The sequence below is a fragment of the Ruegeria sp. genome (assembly GCF_965243365.1).
Taxonomy (GTDB): Bacteria; Pseudomonadota; Alphaproteobacteria; order Rhodobacterales; family Rhodobacteraceae; genus Ruegeria.
Genome location: NZ_CBDEUW010000002.1, coordinates 3,251,815 through 3,268,853, shown reverse-complemented (window position 1 = coordinate 3,268,853; position 17,039 = coordinate 3,251,815). Strand labels below are relative to the sequence as shown.

Genomic DNA, 17,039 nt, shown 5'->3' with positions numbered 1-17,039 from the left:
GGGATGATTTAATCGCTCGGCGACTGTTTGAAAACAGCCTTTTTCAGTGCCTCAACGTCGCGGGCCATGCGGGGCAACCTGCGCTGCGCCTTATAAATATCTGTATGGCTTTCCATTTTTATGCCCGGATAGCCCATGATGACGCGCCCTGCGGGGACATTGGACAGAATTTTTGTGCCGCCTCCCGCGATGACACCATCACCGATAAAGATATTGTCTACGACGCCGGTCTGTCCGCCCAGAACCACGTTGTTGCCAATCTCGACTGATCCGGACACGCCGGTTTGCCCGCAAAGCAGGCAATCCTGCCCAACCCGCGTGTTGTGTCCAACATGCACGAGGTTATCCAGTTTCGAGCCATTCCCGATTTTTGTGTTTCGGATCGTGCCGTTATCCACCGTGCAATTGGCACCGACCTCAACATCGTCCCCAATTTCCACCGCACCCAGGGAATGAATGCGCAACCAGTTCTGGGCCTTGGCATCCCCCTGATCACCCATCGTTTTGCGGGCGTTTTCTGCGCCGGACACCTCGGGCGTCACAAAGCTGAAGCCGTCACCACCGATCCGCGCACCGGGCTGCGCGATAAAGCGGTCGCCAATCGTCGCGCGCGCGCCAATACTGACCATTTCGCGCAGCAACGCGTTGGTGCCCAACGTTACATCAATGCCAATCACACAATGCGCACCGATCACCGCCCCATCGCCAATTTGCGCACGGGCACCAACGACCGATAGCGGCCCAATTGAAACATTCGCGCCTATCTCAGCTGTTGGGTCGATGACAGCCGAGGGGTGAATGCCCGGTTCAACCCCCTGCCCCCGGTCCAGCATCGAGGTAATGCCCGCCATGGCCATACGAGGACGCCCCACAAAGATTGCAGCGTCCAAGCCCAAAGCCTGCCAGTCCGCACCTTCCCACAGAACGGCGGCACGGGCCGAGCCGCCCGCAAGCGCCTCGGCGTATTTTGGTGACATGGCCATGGCCAAATCGGTGGGGCCAGCTTCGCCCGGCTCGGCGGCGCGCAGGATGGTCAGGCTTGTTTGACCGACGGCTTCCGCACCCAATGCCTGAGCGATCTGTTCTACGGTAAACTGCATCTTGGGCTTCCTTGTGGCAGGACTTGCCCCGTGATTACCCTTGAACGTCCGGCAGGGCCACCCCTGCCTTTTGCAGCGCGTCCCAGATCTTGCGATCCCGATTATAGACGTCGCGGCGATACTGCACTTCACCTTTCGGCCCAACATAGGCGGTGCGGTAAATCAGATGTACCGGTACCGGCTGATCCAGATTCACCTGGGTCTCTTTGCCCGTATTCAGCACCCGATGGAAAAACGCCTTGGGGTCTTCCTCTTGCCGGGCCAGCAGCGCGTAGGCGAATTCGAAGGGTTGAGCGAGTCGGATACAGCCATGCGAAAACGCCCGCACCTCACGCGCGAACAGAGATTTCTGAGGCGTATCATGCAGATAGATGTTGTACTTGTTGGGGAACATGAACTTCACCAACCCAAGCGCATTGCTTCTGCTGGGCGGCTGGCGCATCGCGAATGGAAAGTCACGCTCGGTAAACTGGGTAAAGTCAACGGCCTCTCGGTTGACCTGACGCCCAGTACGGTCCGTGATTTCGATATGGCGCACAGCGTTTGGATCTGATTGCAGCTGCGGCAGATATTCCTTGGTGATGATTGAGCGCGGCACATACCAGCTGGGATTGATTACCATATGCTCCATCTGGTCCGAAAATTCTGGGCTGCGGCGATCGTGGGTGTTCTTCCCGATCACTGCCCGGGTTTCGAACGTGACCAGCCCATCGTCCACGATCTTGGCTGAAAAGTCGGCCTGATTGACCAGAATATGGCGCGTGCCCCGCTCCTCAGGCAGCCACCGCTCACGCTCCAGTGCAACCAGCACAGCCTTAAGGCGGTCGCTGGCCGGGCGGTTGAGCTCGGTGATGGTGCCCTTGCCCGCGACGCCATCAGGTTCCAACCCATGAGCTGTCTGGAAGGACTGAACAGCCGACAGTAAAGCCGCGTCGAAAGACGGGCTGGCGGTTGGTTTCATGTGCCCCATACGCACAAGCCGATTACGCAGTTTGATGACGTTTGGCCCGGTGTCCCCGAATTCCTGCTTTGTCACGGGCACTGTCGCGCCCCATCCGCCCTGTGCGATCACCTGCTCCAAAGCGATTTTCTGCTTCATCAGGGCGCGATACTGCCGGGATTGCGGGGCTAGATTGTTGATATAAGCCCCGGACGGATCGGACGACACCCGTATCAGATGCTGGTCATTCGAACGTCGTTCAACCTTGCGCACCAGACCGTCGTCAATGCTGGAAGGCTTGACAAGTCCGCCCTGTAAGTCATTGGCATATTGTAGAAAAACTCGGGTCATCTGGACCTCAACCAGACCCAGATCCCGGATCGTATCCGCGCCTTCCATCATCGCAACAAGCGACTGGGCATCATAGCGCCCGGCTGGCAGGCCGTGCAGATGCAGGGACGTCAAGGCCTTGATCAGAGCAGCGCGCCGTTTGGCATGTTCAGCCGTGTCGCCAACCCACAGAGGTTCAAACCCGTTTTTCCTGTAAAACGCAGCGACGTCTTTTTCCCCGGCCGTGCTTTCAGCCACGGCCATTTGAAAGGCAGTGCTGTCCGTCCCTGCATGCGCGAAACTTGCTGAAACCGCAAAACCGGCGGCGAAAAGAAAACTGGTACATGTCCGAAAGACAGAAGGCATGGGATGTCCTTGGTTATTCAACGGCTTGGCGGCCCAGATTTACTAGGCATTTGACAAATAATGTTGCGCGGTTCTGGGGATGTCTATTCACTTTTCCATCACTTCCAGTCATCTTTCCTACCATGATGCGCGTTTGCATCGCGCGCGGAGAACCGCCGGTTTTTTGTGGCAAAACTGTGCAAATCTGTATCAATTGCGCAAAAAACTGCCGAAAATTCCCCCTTGAAAACGTGTATCTCAAAGACTTCTTGGCGCACGAATCCAACTGTGCCATAAATCGCCCCATCTGGGATGGGGAAATAATTAAGAACGCGCGCGTAACATCGTGCGCAGGCAGGAACAGTACGGGACGAAACTTGAAATGAGCAAGAGCAGTACATCGGGCTTGACCCGTCGCGCGCTATTGGGTGCATTTGCAGCCACGGCAGTTGTAGCAGCTCCGACCTATTCCAAAGCAGCAGGTTTTCTTCGCGGCGGCGGCGATATTCGTCGTATCCGCATGTATTCTGGCCGCACCGGCGAGCGTATTGACATGGTTTACTGGGTCGACGGCAAATACATCAAAGATGCCGTCAAAGAAGTGAACCACTTTATGCGTGACTGGCGAACCGATCAGGTCAAATCCATGGATCTGCGCACGGTCGACATCATGGCTGCGTCGCACAACCTGCTTGACGCGAGTGAGCCCTATATGCTGCTGTCCGGCTATCGTTCCCCCCAGACAAACGCCATGCTCCGCTCCAAATCGCGCCGGGTTGCGCGGAATTCCCTCCATATGCAAGGCCAGGCGGCAGATCTGCGTTTGGCGTCCCGCTCGGTCTCACAAATGGCCAAGGCCGCGATGTCCTGCCGCGCCGGTGGCGTTGGCCAGTATTACCGTTCAAACTTCGTCCATATGGACTGCGGCGACATCCGCACCTGGCGCGGATAAGACGTCCCCCTCCTGCCGGAAGATCAGCCCCCGCAGACACGCTCTGACGGGGGTTTGTTTTGCTCGTCGGATGGATGTGAGTGCAGAAATATGGCGCACCTGAGAGGATTCGAACCTCTGGCCTCTGCCTTCGGAGGGCAGCGCTCTATCCAGCTGAGCTACAGGTGCCTTGGGGGTTAGCTACCCTCGTTCCGATCCGGGCGCAACTGCAAATTGGCCCGGATCAGGCGAACAGATCATGCGCCAGTTCCAACGCCTCGACCAGCGTGTCGACCTCATCTGTCGTGTTGTACAGGCCAAAGCTGGCGCGGCACGTCGCAGTGACACCAAGATGGTCCATCAACGGACCCGCGCAATGGTGCCCGGCGCGAACGGCTACGCCTTTTTTGTCCAGAATTGTCGAAACGTCATGCGCATGACCGGCCCCGTCCAGCGTGAAGCTAAAGATCGCTGCCTTGTCCGGCGTTGTTCCCTGTATCTGCAACCAGTTCAGCCCGGTCAGACGCTGCATCGCATAGTCGCGCAGGCCAGCCTCGTGCGCCGCGATCGCGTCCATGCCAAGGCCCATCATGTATTCCAGTGCGACACCCAGACCTATGGTCTGGACGATGCCGGGTGTGCCGGCTTCAAACTTCATGGGCGGATCATTGTAGATCACCTGATCTTTCGAGACCTCTTTGATCATATCGCCGCCGCCGATAAACGGGCGCATTTCAGCCATGCGCTCGGACTTGATATAGATCGCACCAGAGCCCGAAGGGCCATACAGCTTGTGCCCGGTGATCGCGTAGAAATCGCAACCAATCTCGGCAACATTCACCGGCATATGCACCGCACCCTGGCTGCCATCGACCAGAACCGGAACCCCCTTGGCATGGGCGCCGTCGGTGATTGCCTTGACGTCAACAACTGTCCCCAGAACGTTCGAGCACTGGGTTACGGCAACCAGCTTGGTCTTCGGTCCGATTGCGTCAATGACCGCCTGTGGATCAAGATGGCCCGCCGCGTCCACATCCACCCATTTCAGGATCACACCCTGCCGTTCGCGCAGAAAATGCCAGGGCACGATATTGGCGTGATGCTCCATCACACTCAGCACGATCTCATCTCCGGCCTGCAGACGCGGCATCGCCCAGCCATATGCCACCAGATTAATCCCCTCGGTCGTGCCCGAGTTCAGGACGATCTCATCCTCATCCGGTGCACCCAGAAACCGGGCGACGGTTCCTCGGACGGCCTCATATTTCTCGGTGGCAAGGTTCGATAGGTAATGCAGCCCACGGTGGACGTTAGAATACTCGTGCGCATATGCCTGCGTCACAGCATCGATTACGACCTGAGGTTTCTGTGCCGAGGCGCCATTATCCAGATAGGTCAACGGCTTGCCATTCACCTGACGAGACAGGATCGGAAAGTCAGAGCGGATTTTCTGAACATCATACATAGGCAAAGATTCCCTATTCCGGCCCGCCCGGGGTCAATAGAAGGACAAAAGGTATGGCTGCAACGCCGGATATCAGAATCACGAGAAAGGACTTTCCAAGCGATCCAAACCGATGGGCCTGATTCAGAAAATGCAGGGTGATGTAAAGGCTGAAAAGGCTCATGGCCAATATCAGTGGTCGAAACAGGCCGGGTAAAATCATCACGATGAAAAAGATCAAGGCCTGAGCGGCCACCTGCAGATATTGCAGCCAGATCAACAGCGCCATGATCCCGTCAAAGCTGCCTTCGCCCCCAAACAACCGCCCGATCAGGAAAAAGGCACCGATACTCAACAGTAAAGCGCCGGCAGTGGTAAACAGCACCTGCCAGACCGGATCGTAAAGAACCTGCAGTTCAGGATCGACGACCGGAAACAGCAGGGCCGAGGCTGCCTGTACGAGCGTATTCAGCACCACAGCAAGGGCAAAGGCCAACCACAACACGTCGCGGGGCGGACAATTTGCCAGCACTTGCCGTGCTGCCTCTGCCGGACTTGTAATCGTCAAGACGGCCAGGTTGCGCAATTCGGTCGAGGTCATTCGGCGCGGCCTTCTGCCTGAATCAATCCGGAAATCCAGAACCACATGAACACGGCGACCCAGGCCATTCCAACCAGATTGATTGCCGCACCCTGTCCGATGAAACCGGCCACCAAACCGTTCAGCAACAGCAGCGGGGTCGACGCCAGCAGGGCCCAGAACAAGGCTAGGCGCGCACCAAAGGACGAGCCGCTGCCCCCGAATATCCGCGCCACCAAATGAGAAACCCATGCTATGGCATAAAAAACCAGCGGCAGAATGATAACGGTTCCCAACAGGGCCCCGCCCATCTGCATACTCAGGTCCAGCCCTTCAAGATGTGCCTTGCGGGCCAGACCAGGCAGTTGAGCGATGAATGAGATGACACAAAACGCCATCACGAAAGCCAGTGCCCGGTCTTCCCGCTGCCCCATATCCAGCAGGCGGCGCACCACGCGGCCAGGACCGCGATATGTGGCCACGATATCCGTCGTCACGGGCATCAGCGGCGGCGTGCCAACCAGGCTTGCAGGCGTGTCACGATATCTTCGGCCAATCGATCATCCTCGATCTCGTCCACCGCCTCGGCCAGAAAGGCCAATGTCAGCATATCGGTCGCGTCCGCCGTTGGAACACCGCGAGACCGCAAGTAGAACAACGCAGTCTCGTCAATCGCGCCCGAGGTCGAGCCGTGCGAGCAGGCGACATCGTCGGCATAGATTTCAAGCTCGGGTTTGGCCAGAAACTGACTGTCATCATCCAGCAGCAATGACTGGCTGATCTGATAGCCATCTGTCTTCTGAGCGCCCTCTTTTACAAGAATCTTGCCCTGAAACACGCCGGTCGCCCCATTGCGGAGCACTTTCTTGAACACCTGACGGCTTTCGCAGTTCACCGCATCATGGGTAACAAAAACGGTATCATCGTGATGAAAATCGCCATCACCGACACATGCGCCAGCTACATGGGCAACCGCGTTGTCCCCGGTCAGCTCCACAACCTGCTCATTCCGCGTCAGAACGCCATTCACCGTCAGCGTAAACGATTTGTAGACCGACTCGGTTCCCAAACGAGTGAACATATGGGTTGCGGCGCGGCGTTCCCAATCCCTGCCCTGCGCGCGCACATGATGCAGCGTGCCGCCATCGGCAATGTCGATCTCCATACATTTGTTGAACCGCGACGCCGCCGGGCCGTTTTCGAGGATGGTAACCTCGGCGCCGGGCTCGACGCGCACGATGTGATGCAGGATCGCGTCCGATGTCTCGGATGTATGGTGATAGATCAAGTTGATTGGCTTTGACGGTTTGCCTGTCACATGGATCGCCACGCCATCCGACGCAAACGCGGTGTTCAAAGCGGCCAGAGGACGCGGAACCGGCGACTGGCCTTTGGCTTCAAGAACGCCATACAACTCTTTGCCCCAATGGATATCTTTGCAGCAGATATCTTCCAGCCGGTCGATTGTGACGCCGTCCTGAGACAGATCATCCGATGCTTCGGGGCTGAATACCCCATCGACAAAGACGATCTTCAGGCGGTCAAACGCGTAAAACATCTCGGCTTCGTCCGAGTGGAACACGGCTGCAGTAGGCGCCTCGGCCGAATTCAGAGTGTCAGGGCGCGTGTATTTCCAATACTCATCACGACGACCGGGCAAACCCATTTCCCGCACCCGGGCCAGTGCGGCCTCGCGCGCCTTACGGGTGCAACCGGCATCAGGCATGGTCAGGGTAGCCAGACGTTCTTCGGTCGCAGTCTGTTTTGCTTGGGGCAGCGCCATCAGTTCACCTCGGCCAGAATGTCGGCATAACCGTTGTTTTCGACCTCAAGCGCCAGTTCAGGACCGCCGGATTTCACGATACGACCGTCAGCCATGATATGCACGACGTCCGGTTTGATGTGGTCCAGCAGGCGCTGGTAGTGAGTGATGACCAGAAAGCCACGACCCGCGTCACGCAGCGCATTGACGCCCTCTGACACCAATTTCATCGCGTCAACGTCAAGGCCCGAGTCAGTCTCATCCAAGATGCACATCTTGGGCTCAAGCATCGCCATCTGCAGGATTTCATTACGCTTTTTCTCACCGCCCGAAAAGCCCACATTGACCGGACGCTTTAGCATATCGGCGTCAATCTTCAGCGATTTCGCCTTTTCGCGTATCAACTTCAGGAAGTCGGCTGCCGAAAGTTCTTCCTCACCACGTGCTTTACGCTGAGCGTTAACGGCTGTTCGCAGAAAAGTCATGTTGCCAACACCGGGAATTTCGACCGGGTACTGGAATGCAAGGAACACGCCAGCGGCGGCACGCTCTTCCGGTTCCATATTCAGCAGATCTTCGCCGTCCAGAGTGGCCGCGCCTTCGGTCACTTCATACCCATCGCGGCCCGACAACACATAGCTGAGCGTCGACTTGCCCGATCCGTTCGGGCCCATGATTGCATGCACCTTTCCGGCTTCGACACTCAGGTCTACGCCTTTGAGGATTTCCTTGTCTTCTTCCTCAAGTTTCACGTGCAGGTTTTTGATTTCCAGCATGGTTTTTCCTTTTGCGTATCGCAAGGGGCGCCCCGGCCCCAATATGTTTTATCCCAGTACTTTGCGTATGGCCCAAGCGGCAATCCAACCGATGATTGCCCCTATTCCAACAGCCCAAACCGGGTTGATAAAGTCCATGTAATTGGTGTTGACGTAAGCGACCCCCAACAAACCGCCCAGCACCGGCAGCGCGTATCCTAGCACTGTCAGCACATCATCTTTCTGGATGCGGCTTCGGGGGTCACGCACCATCAGCCAACGGAGCCCTCTAGTGAGATCGCCACCAATTGTTGTGCCTCCATGGCAAACTCCATCGGCAGCGCTTGCAGGACGTCCTTACAGAACCCGTTCACAACCAGTGCCACGGCCTCTTCTTCGTCCATGCCGCGCTGACGGCAGTAGAACAGTTGGTCATCGTCTACCTTCGAGGTCGTCGCTTCATGCTCCACCCGCGAGGAGTTGTTCCTGACCTCGATATACGGAACCGTATGCGCCCCGCATTTGTCGCCAATCAGCAGCGAGTCACATTGCGTGTAGTTCCGGCTATCCTTGGCCTTGGGATGCATCGAGACCAGACCGCGATAGGTGTTCTGTGCTTTACCAGCACTGATCCCCTTGGACACGATGCGGGATTTGGTGTTCTTGCCAAGGTGAACCATCTTGGTGCCGGTGTCGGCCTGCTGATAGTTATTAGTGATGGCGATCGAGTAGAACTCGCCCTGGCTGTTGTCGCCGCGCAGGATGCAGGACGGGTATTTCCACGTCACGGCCGAGCCGGTTTCCACCTGCGTCCACATCACCTTGGACCGATCGCCCCGGCAATCGGCGCGTTTGGTCACAAAGTTGTAAATACCGCCCTTGCCGTTCTCATCCCCGGGGAACCAGTTCTGGACGGTCGAGTATTTCACCTCGGCGTCTTCCTCGACAATGATTTCGACCACAGCCGCGTGTAACTGTGCGGTGTCGCGCTGTGGTGCGGTGCAACCTTCAAGATACGAGACGTAAGAGCCTTTGTCGGCGATGATCAGGGTACGCTCGAACTGACCTGTGTTTTCGGCATTGATGCGGAAATAGGTGCTCAGTTCCATCGGGCAGCGCACGCCCGGCGGCACGTAGACGAATGAGCCGTCCGAGAACACGGCAGAGTTCAAGGTCGCATAAAAGTTGTCCGAAACCGGGACGACCGATCCGAGGTATTTCTTGACCAATTCAGGATGTTCCCTGATCGCTTCAGAGATCGAGCAAAAGATCACCCCGGCCTTCTGCAGTTCTTCCTGGAACGTCGTTCCAACGGACACCGAGTCAAATACCGCGTCCACGGCGACCTTGCGGCCTTCGGCGGGCATATCCTCAGCCCCTTCCACACCGGCCAGAATCATCTGTTCTTTCAGCGGGATGCCCAGCTTTTCATAAGTGGCCAGCAGCTTGGGGTCGACCTCATCCAAAGATTTTGGCTTTTCCTGCATCGATTTTGGACGGGCATAGTAATACTGGTCCTGAAAATCGATCTTGGGATAGTGGACCATGGCCCATTTCGGTTCTTCGATCTGTGTCCACCGCTCGAACGCAGCAAGACGCCATTCGGTCATCCACTCCGGCTCTTCATTCTTTTCAGAGATCAGACGAACAATGTCCGGGTTCACGCCCTTGGGCGCGTACTCCATTTCGATTTCGGTTTCCCAGCCGTATTTATATGTGCTGACCTCGCGTACCGCATCCACGGTTTCCTGATCGACACCATCTTTTACCTGGGTCTGGTCCAAAGCGGCCATAAGACACCCTCCGTCAGATCACGCTGCGCGCGCGTGATACTTTTTCTCTTTTTCCAGCCACGCTTCTGCAAAGCGCAGCACATCTTCTTCTGTCGTCTCCGGCCCCAGCGACACGCGGATTGCGCTTGCAGCCGTTTGCTCGTCATATCCCATGGCCGTCAGGACCGCGCTGGCCCGTACCTTGCCGCTGGAACAGGCCGATCCCGCACTGATCGCAAAACCTGCCAGATCCATCTGCATGACCTGCGTTTCACCTTTCCAACCAGGCGTAGCAAAACACAGCGTGTTGGGGAGTCGCCTCTGATCTTTCCCGACAAAAATAGTAGCTTTAGAACTGGCCTCAAGGGCGTTTTCTAGAATATTTCTAAGTTCTGCAACTTTTTCCCAAACACCGTTCGCCAGATCCCGCGCTGCTGCTTCTGCTGCGGCCCCGAACCCTGCAATTCCAATCACATTTTCGGTGCCCGAGCGGCGACCCATCTCTTGCCCGCCGCCCTTGATCGCCGCAGCCAGATCGGTGCCCCGCTTCATCACTACGGCACCGACGCCCTTGGGTCCGCCCAGTTTATGGGCCGAGATCAACGCCATCCGCGCGCCGAGCCAATTAAATGCCACCGGTAGCTTGCCAAAGGCCTGCGTCGCATCCGTAACTGCCAGCCCCTCGGGCAGGGTTTGCACAATACCGGTTTCCGAATTGGCCAGTTGCAGGGCCGATTCCTCAGGGCGGGCCACCGTAACCTGCCCACTTTTCGAAACCGGCAAACTGCCGTCTGTCCAAACCCTTACAGCGTCATGTTCAATCTCGGCGCCCTGCATCCCCCGACCTGCGAGTGTCAGTGCCGCCCCCTCTGTCGATCCGGACGTGAACACGATATCCGCCCCATCCGCACCAAAGGCCGATGCAATCTGGGCCCGCGCTTTTTCGATCAACGCCTTTGCCGCCCGCCCTTCGGCATGCACCGAAGACGGGTTACCCGCAACGTCCATCGCGGCAATCATCGCCGCGCGGGCCTCGGGGCGCAGCAGGGTCGTTGCGTTATGATCCAAATAAATACGCTTCACGGATACATCTTTTCCAACATACTGTCCGGTCCTCTTTACGTCTTTTTAGTCGTCGACAACCGCAAACAGACTGGGCACCGCCGGGCATGGGGCCAAATCGTTTTCTATGACATCCGAAAGGCGCGTTTGGTGCAGAAACACATAGACATGCGCGCTCAGGCTTTCCCACAGGCGATTTGTCAGGGATTGCGCGCGACTGCCCGAAGATGCGCCCGAGGCTCCGGCCCCTTTTTGCAACGCATCGACGGTTTCATCCACAGCCGAGAGAATCTGAACCACCCGAATATCCGACGCTGGGCGCGCCAGTTTGTATCCACCACCCGGACCGCGTACCGAGGAAACAAGCTCTGCCCGGCGCAACTTTACGAAAAGCTGTTCGAGATACGGCAGCGAGATATCCTGCCGCTCGGAAATCTCACCAAGCGTCACCAGCTTATCTGCCGGTTGCAGGGCAATATCCGCAAGCGCAACCATTGCGTATCGACCTTTGGTTGACAGCTTCATTTCATTCCCTCGTGGCAAGAACAACGCGAAATCATTGACGCCGCCGCTGCCAGTGCGTATCTCCCACTGGCAGCGTTTTACGCGACATACATATAATTAGAACCGTTCTAAGGTGCCCGACGATTTCCGTCAAGTATATCCGGGCACCGGGGCGCTAAAAACAGGACCAATGCACACATGCCCGAGGTGATTTTTCCCGGACCCGAAGGCCGCCTGGAAGGCCGCTACCACCCGCAAAAGGAAAAAGACGCGCCGATCGCCATCGTGTTGCACCCGCATCCTCAGTTCGGCGGGACCATGAACAACAAGGTGGTCTATAACCTGCACTATGCCTTCTACAACATGGGCTTCACCGTCTTGCGATTTAACTTCCGCGGTGTCGGCCGCAGTCAGGGCGAATACGACCAGGGTGTGGGCGAGCTGAGCGATGCAGCCTCGGCGCTGGATTACCTGCAGTCGATGAACAACAACTCGAAGCACTGCTGGGTTGCGGGTTTTTCGTTCGGTGCCTGGATCGGGATGCAGTTGTTGATGCGCCGCCCGGAAATCACGGGTTTCATCAGTGTGTCGCCACCGGCCAACATGTATGATTTCTCATTCCTGGCACCCTGCCCGTCTTCGGGCCTGATCATCAACGGCTCATCCGACCGGGTTGCACCGCCTGCGGACACTACAGCTTTGGTCAGCAAACTGCACGAACAAAAGGGCATCACGATCACCCATGACGAAGTTGAGGGCGCCGATCACTTTTTCCAGGATCGCCACATGGACACGCTGATCGACACTACAACCGACTATGTCAAACGCCGCCTGACCGAAACGACGCGCTGATGGCAGATACAATCACAACCCTTGCTTCCCGTCTGGCCGAAGACACCATGAAGGTCATGGATGAAACCGGTGAGGACCGGTTCTTTGTCGAAGTCGGAGAAGTTTTGGGCGCGGCGTCACAATCGCTGGAAGAGGCGTTTTTGACTGAAATCCGCGTGCGGCTTGCCGAGCGCAAGGCACGGCAATTTGTCGTTCAGCGCTTATCCGAGCATCGGTCCAAGCTCAAAGCGATTGAAAAACAGTAAACAAAAAAGGAGCCCGAAAGCTCCTTTTAGGACCATCGCACATTATGGGCGCTTAAACCGCATTACCAATGAACTGTTCACTACTGTGGGCTGCCTCCGTGTCGACGGACCCCCCGTCTGCAAGCCACCCCAGCACCACGATCAACAACGATAGGATGATGACTGATTTTGCAAATGTCGTCATTTCAAAACTCGTAAAATAAAACAATAAACACTGTTACTGTAACACGATTTGCAGTGATACGGATAGTCGGGTTTACCTGACCCTCGCTCAACCCGTCATCCGCCCTCCGAAATAAATCCACTTGCCGTGAACCCGACGGCCATGATCAATCAATCTGTCACCTCAGCAACGAGAACAGCCGTGCCCAACGTTTACATCCTCCTCCTACTTGCCGTGGCGGCCGAGACCATCGGGACCACCGCGCTCCAGGCCAGCCAGCAGTTTACGCGGTTCTGGCCTTCGGTTCTGGTCATCATTGGGTATGGCTGCGCATTTTATCTTTTGGCGTTGACCCTGAAAGTCATGCCGGTTGGTGTGGTCTATGCCATCTGGTCGGGCTTGGGTATTTTCCTCATCGCGCTTATTGGCTATCTGGTCTTTGGCCAAAAACTGGACTGGCCGGCCCTTCTTGGTATGGCACTTATTCTGGCCGGGATTCTGGTCATTCACCTGTTTTCAAAAACTGCGGGCCATTGAATACGCGTTAGGGCTGGTAACTTTGGACAAGCCGCGCTATGCGCGCGGCAACTTCCCGTTCAAAGGCTGACCTCTCATGGACCTGCGCAATATCGCAATCATCGCTCACGTGGACCACGGCAAGACAACCCTGGTGGATGAGCTGCTCAAACAATCCGGCGCGTTCCGGGAAAATCAGGCCGTGGCCGAGCGTGCCATGGACAGCAACGATCTGGAGCGTGAACGCGGCATCACCATTCTGGCCAAAGCGACATCGGTCGAGTGGAAAGACACCCGCATCAACATTGTCGACACCCCCGGCCACGCCGATTTCGGTGGTGAGGTCGAGCGTATTCTCAGCATGGTGGATGGCGTAGTTCTTCTGGTTGACGCCGCCGAAGGCCCGATGCCGCAGACCAAATTCGTAACGTCGAAAGCACTGGCGCTGGGCCTGCGTCCGATCGTGGTGCTGAACAAGGTCGACAAACCCGACGCCGAGCCCGATCGCGCGCTGGACGAGTGCTTTGACCTTTTCGCCAACCTCGGTGCCGATGACGACCAGCTGGATTTCCCGGCCATGTACGCCTCGGGCCGCTCGGGCTGGGCAGATATGGAACTGGACGGCCCCCGCAAGGATCTGACCGCTCTGTTTGACCTGATCGTGGATCACGTCCCGGCACCCAAGCAGGTCGAGAAAAAGGACGAGCCGTTCCGCATGCTGGCCACCACCTTGGGCAACGACCCGTTCATTGGCCGCATCCTCACCGGTCGTGTGGAAAGCGGCACCCTGAAAGCGGGTGACAGCCTCAAGGCGCTGAGCCGCGATGGCACTCAGATCGAAAGCTTCCGCGCCTCAAAGATCCTCGCATTCCGTGGTCTGGCACAACAACCCATCGATGTCGCCGAGGCGGGTGACATCGTCACCATCGCGGGCATGAGCAAAGCGACCGTTGCAGACTCGCTTGTCGCGCCCCAGGTCGAGGAAGCCCTGCCCGCCCAACCTATCGACCCACCTACCATCACCGTGACCTTCGGCATCAACGATTCCCCGCTGGCCGGGCGTGACGGTAAGAAAGTGCAATCTCGCGTCATCCGTGATCGCCTGATGAAAGAGGCCGAATCGAACGTGGCTATCCGCATCACTGACACGCCCGGCGGCGAAGCCTTTGAGGTCGCGGGCCGAGGCGAATTGCAGATGGGCGTTCTGATCGAGAACATGCGCCGCGAAGGCTTTGAACTCAGCATCTCGCGCCCACAAGTTCTGTTCCGTGAAGAAGACGGCCAGCGTTTGGAACCTATCGAAGAAGTCACCATCGACGTGGATGACGAGTATTCTGGCGCGGTGATCGAAAAGATCACCGGCGCGCGCAAAGGCGAGTTGGCCGAGATGCGCCCGGCAGGCGCAGGCAAGACCCGCATCATCGCCCACGTCCCCTCACGCGGACTGATTGGCTATCATGGCGAGTTCCTGACCGACACGCGCGGCACCGGTGTTCTGAACCGCGTATTCCATGGCTGGGCGGCCCATAAAGGGCCGATCCCGGGCCGCCGGGCGGGAGTTCTGATCTCGATGGAGAACGGCCAGGCCGTCGCTTATGCACTTTGGAACCTGGAAGAGCGTGGACGTATGTTTGTAGGTCCGCAAACGGATGTCTATCAGGGCATGGTGATCGGTGAACATTCACGGGACAATGACCTGGAAGTGAACCCTCTGAAGGGTAAAAAACTGACCAACGTCAGGGCCAGCGGTTCGGACGATGCTGTTCGTCTGACGCCGCATATTCGGTTCTCGCTGGAGGAGGCAATCGCCTATATCGACGATGACGAACTTGTCGAGGTAACCCCAAACGCGGTGCGCCTGCGCAAGCGCTTTTTGGACCCGCATGAGCGGAAACGGATGGCAAAATCGGCCTAGGTTTGAGGGGCCCCGCGGTTCCCAAATCGGAAACAATGGCATATCTGTGACATTTTTAAGTCACACCGAACAATAGTGTATTTTCAAAAGCCCGGCACTCGCCCGGGCTTTCTCTTTGATTTCTTGGGCAACTCAACCCTACGTTGTTCATTAAGGGGAATTCTGGGCTTCCCCGCCCCTATAATTGCGGCAAGATTTTGTTGTAGTCGTGACCGGAGCGCGGCACCGCGAGTCACCGCAGCTCCAACGAGTAAAGAGTTTGAGGAGGCGCATTATGCGCATGAGATCAAGGTTACTTTCGTTTGTATTTGTTTCGGCATCATTGCCGATACTGTCCACGGGTTCTGCTTTTGCATCCGAGGTGTGCACAGTAAAAACGGCCAGACAATCTGTGTCGTCCAGCACACTGTGTGCGTGTGACGCCGTCAGTTCCCAAATGCTGCGTTACATCCAAAGACGTTCGGATTTCGAAGAGATTTTGCAGCGCACGTTGCGTGATTGCCCGGCCTTCGCGACCGTGCTAACTGACTTCCCGACAGCCACAACGCCCGCGGGCAATTCGCGCACTGGCGATGGCCCGGACGATGATGTGCCGCCGGGAACCACTGGCGGACCAGGTGATGACCCGGACGACGACAACCCGCCCAGCGATACGCCGAGTGATGACGACCCCGATGTCGATAATCCGGATGACCCAGATGATCCTAACGATGACGGGCCGGATGACGATGGGCCCGACGATGATGGTCCGGACGATGACGGACCAGATGATGATGGACCGGACGATGACGGACCAGATGATGATGGACCGGACGACGATGGACCGGAAGATGACGGACCGGAAGACGATGGACCGGATGACGATGGTTACGTCGATGACGGTCCCTCAGATGACGGATATGTGGATGATGGACCCTCGGATGATGGGTATGTAGACGACGGCCCGAATGATCGTTAATGATCACGGACTAACAAATGAAGAAAGGGCACCCCAACGGGTGCCCTTGTCTTTTGAAGCAATCGGGGCACGACCCGACCTGTTTCAAATTCAACTGCTTCTAAACACCCCTACCCATTGGTTAGGTCGTTTTGGATTCTGCATGCGCAGGAAAAGATATCGCGTGTCTGTCCAGGGTTTGATCCGACTTGTCAGGTTGTCCAGGACCAAATCACCGCCACTTGACCGGTAAACCAACACCGCATGAGAGTTGCGACGCGAATCCAGCACCGTGGCGATCAACAACTTGCTGGGGTCGATCCCTGCTTTGACCAAATCCCGCTTTTTTAACAAGGCAAAATCTTCACAGTCGCCGCCTCTTGATGTTGGAAGCGCCCAATGCTCGGCTTGTCGGTATTGCGATTGGTCGGTCACCGACCGGGTGCTTGCATTCACCCTTCTGTTGATCAGCTTAACCAGTTTCATCTCTTGTTCACTGGACATGCGGATCGACTGTTTGCTTGCACAAGCCCAGGAATACTGCGCACACAAGCCGCGCGCACCGGATGGAGGAGGTGATGCGAGATCACCCGGAATGAACGCCGTTTCGGCATAGGCGCTTTCACCACCAAGCGACAAAACACCAAAGGCCAGAACAAAAGCTGCCCCGGCCTGTTTCAGCGTGTTTTGGGCTCCCGCGAATAACTTGGAGCAGAACAGTGTCATGGTCATCCCTCGATCCAATAGCATCCGAGCGATTACTTTTTTGCGCACCCATATTCCAAATTCTTAATCTATAGAGCTTGGCAGCGACAAAGCAATCATTGGTTAGACTGGGGATGAAAAACGGCAGAAATTCGTAAGTCTTTTAGACCTTTTCCGCACA

Annotated in this window: 18 protein-coding genes and 1 tRNA gene; 6 read left to right on the top strand and 13 right to left on the bottom strand. The window is 56.8% G+C overall.

Annotated elements, in window-relative coordinates:
• Window positions 1-8: 8 nt before the first annotated feature.
• The gene (gene lpxD / locus ACP0GE_RS19905) at window positions 9-1,100 is read right to left on the bottom strand and encodes a UDP-3-O-(3-hydroxymyristoyl)glucosamine N-acyltransferase (RefSeq protein WP_424833634.1); all 1,092 of its coding nucleotides are present in this window, start codon (window positions 1,098-1,100) and stop codon (window positions 9-11) included.
• Between the two features lie 34 nt (window positions 1,101-1,134).
• Window positions 1,135-2,736, bottom strand: coding sequence for a L,D-transpeptidase family protein (locus ACP0GE_RS19900; protein ID WP_424833633.1), 1,602 nt, complete (start codon window positions 2,734-2,736; stop codon window positions 1,135-1,137).
• Window positions 2,737-3,097: 361 nt separating this feature from the next.
• Between ACP0GE_RS19900 and ACP0GE_RS19895 the strand changes: the two genes are divergently transcribed.
• Window positions 3,098-3,667: a YcbK family protein gene (locus ACP0GE_RS19895; RefSeq protein WP_424833632.1), complete on the top strand. Its 570-nt coding sequence runs from the start codon at window positions 3,098-3,100 to the stop codon at window positions 3,665-3,667.
• A 91-nt stretch (window positions 3,668-3,758) separates the two neighbouring features.
• On the opposite strand, the gene ACP0GE_RS19890 is transcribed toward ACP0GE_RS19895, so the two are convergent.
• The 10 genes from ACP0GE_RS19890 to ACP0GE_RS19845 all read right to left on the bottom strand — a co-directional run bounded on the left by ACP0GE_RS19890 (window position 3,759) and on the right by ACP0GE_RS19845 (window position 11,546).
• Window positions 3,759-3,835, bottom strand: a tRNA-Arg gene (locus tag ACP0GE_RS19890).
• Between the two features lie 55 nt (window positions 3,836-3,890).
• Window positions 3,891-5,111: a cysteine desulfurase gene (locus ACP0GE_RS19885; RefSeq protein WP_424833631.1), complete on the bottom strand. Its 1,221-nt coding sequence runs from the start codon at window positions 5,109-5,111 to the stop codon at window positions 3,891-3,893.
• 13 nt (window positions 5,112-5,124) lie between these two features.
• Window positions 5,125-5,691, bottom strand: coding sequence for a Yip1 family protein (locus tag ACP0GE_RS19880; RefSeq protein WP_424833630.1), 567 nt, complete (start codon window positions 5,689-5,691; stop codon window positions 5,125-5,127).
• A complete protein-coding gene (locus ACP0GE_RS19875) occupies window positions 5,688-6,173 on the bottom strand; it encodes a YIP1 family protein (protein ID WP_424833629.1) in 486 nt (161 codons plus the stop codon). Before ACP0GE_RS19875 ends, ACP0GE_RS19880 begins: the two co-directional genes overlap by 4 nt.
• Complete coding sequence (gene sufD / locus ACP0GE_RS19870) at window positions 6,173-7,453, bottom strand: Fe-S cluster assembly protein SufD (protein WP_424833628.1); 1,281 nt, start codon at window positions 7,451-7,453, stop codon at window positions 6,173-6,175. The genes ACP0GE_RS19875 and sufD overlap by 1 nt, the downstream gene beginning before the upstream one ends.
• Window positions 7,453-8,208: a Fe-S cluster assembly ATPase SufC gene (gene sufC, locus ACP0GE_RS19865; protein WP_424833627.1), complete on the bottom strand. Its 756-nt coding sequence runs from the start codon at window positions 8,206-8,208 to the stop codon at window positions 7,453-7,455. Before sufC ends, sufD begins: the two co-directional genes overlap by 1 nt.
• Before the next feature lie 48 nt (window positions 8,209-8,256).
• Entirely contained in the window at window positions 8,257-8,460 is a 204-nt protein-coding gene (locus ACP0GE_RS19860; RefSeq protein WP_424833626.1) for a hypothetical protein, read from the bottom strand.
• Entirely contained in the window at window positions 8,460-9,980 is a 1,521-nt protein-coding gene (sufB, locus tag ACP0GE_RS19855) for a Fe-S cluster assembly protein SufB (protein WP_424833625.1), read from the bottom strand. Before sufB ends, ACP0GE_RS19860 begins: the two co-directional genes overlap by 1 nt.
• A gap of 18 nt (window positions 9,981-9,998) precedes the next feature.
• Window positions 9,999-11,042, bottom strand: coding sequence for a cysteine desulfurase family protein (locus ACP0GE_RS19850; RefSeq protein WP_424833624.1), 1,044 nt, complete (start codon window positions 11,040-11,042; stop codon window positions 9,999-10,001).
• A 45-nt stretch (window positions 11,043-11,087) separates the two neighbouring features.
• Window positions 11,088-11,546, bottom strand: coding sequence for an Rrf2 family transcriptional regulator (locus ACP0GE_RS19845; protein WP_424833623.1), 459 nt, complete (start codon window positions 11,544-11,546; stop codon window positions 11,088-11,090).
• Window positions 11,547-11,723: 177 nt separating this feature from the next.
• On the opposite strand from ACP0GE_RS19845, the gene ACP0GE_RS19840 reads away from it, so the two are divergent.
• The 5 genes from ACP0GE_RS19840 to ACP0GE_RS19820 all read left to right on the top strand — a co-directional run bounded on the left by ACP0GE_RS19840 (window position 11,724) and on the right by ACP0GE_RS19820 (window position 16,174).
• Complete coding sequence (locus tag ACP0GE_RS19840; RefSeq protein WP_424833622.1) at window positions 11,724-12,377, top strand: alpha/beta hydrolase; 654 nt, start codon at window positions 11,724-11,726, stop codon at window positions 12,375-12,377.
• Window positions 12,377-12,622, top strand: a complete 246-nt coding sequence (locus tag ACP0GE_RS19835; protein ID WP_424833621.1) for a hypothetical protein — start codon at window positions 12,377-12,379, stop codon at window positions 12,620-12,622. Before ACP0GE_RS19840 ends, ACP0GE_RS19835 begins: the two co-directional genes overlap by 1 nt.
• A gap of 364 nt (window positions 12,623-12,986) precedes the next feature.
• Window positions 12,987-13,322: an SMR family transporter gene (locus ACP0GE_RS19830; RefSeq protein ID WP_424833620.1), complete on the top strand. Its 336-nt coding sequence runs from the start codon at window positions 12,987-12,989 to the stop codon at window positions 13,320-13,322.
• 76 nt (window positions 13,323-13,398) lie between these two features.
• Window positions 13,399-15,216 carry a translational GTPase TypA gene (gene typA / locus ACP0GE_RS19825; RefSeq protein WP_424833619.1) on the top strand — a complete coding sequence of 606 codons (1,818 nt, stop codon included), beginning with the start codon at window positions 13,399-13,401 and terminating at the stop codon, window positions 15,214-15,216.
• Between the two features lie 436 nt (window positions 15,217-15,652).
• Entirely contained in the window at window positions 15,653-16,174 is a 522-nt protein-coding gene (locus ACP0GE_RS19820) for a hypothetical protein (RefSeq protein ID WP_424833618.1), read from the top strand.
• A gap of 90 nt (window positions 16,175-16,264) precedes the next feature.
• Here ACP0GE_RS19820 and ACP0GE_RS19815 read toward each other — a convergent pair whose 3' ends face one another.
• Window positions 16,265-16,885, bottom strand: a complete 621-nt coding sequence (locus ACP0GE_RS19815; protein WP_424833617.1) for a transglutaminase-like cysteine peptidase — start codon at window positions 16,883-16,885, stop codon at window positions 16,265-16,267.
• Window positions 16,886-17,039 lie beyond the last annotated feature (154 nt).